Origin of the sequence: Blastococcus sp. KM273128, assembly GCF_021698975.1 — a bacterium.
Classification (GTDB): domain Bacteria; phylum Actinomycetota; class Actinomycetes; order Mycobacteriales; family Geodermatophilaceae; genus Blastococcus.
In genome coordinates, this window is sequence record NZ_SSXA01000202.1 from 1 (window position 1) to 365 (window position 365).

Below are 365 nucleotides of genomic sequence, written 5' to 3' on the forward strand. Positions count from 1 at the left end.
GCCGGTTGGGCCTCCAGATCGCGGAGGCCGGGTGGCCGGGTGCTGCGGGTGACGCCGCTGGGTGTGGTGACCTGCAAGGTGCCGTCGGGGAGCAGCTCGAACCGCCAGCCGCGGGCGAAGGTCTTGAGCCGGTGGTGCGTGCGGCACAGGCAGCAGAGGTTCTCGCAGGTGGTGCGGCCGCCGCAGTCGTAGGGCACCACGTGGTCGGTGTCGGTGCGCCCGGCGGGCCGGCTGCAGCCGGGGTGTCGGCAGGTGCGGTCGCGGAGGCGGATGAACCGCTCCTGGGCGGCGGAGGGGTCGTGCCCGGCCACGGTCGGCGGGCGGCGCAGCAGCGGGCAGCCGCAGTCGGCGGCGGCGCCGTGTTC

At 76.4% G+C, this 365-nt stretch carries 1 protein-coding gene; it reads right to left on the reverse strand.

Going from position 1 to position 365, the window contains the following annotated elements:
• On the reverse strand, positions 1-365 hold a 365-nt coding region (locus E9529_RS21585), incomplete at both ends, for an HNH endonuclease signature motif containing protein (protein ID WP_236833297.1).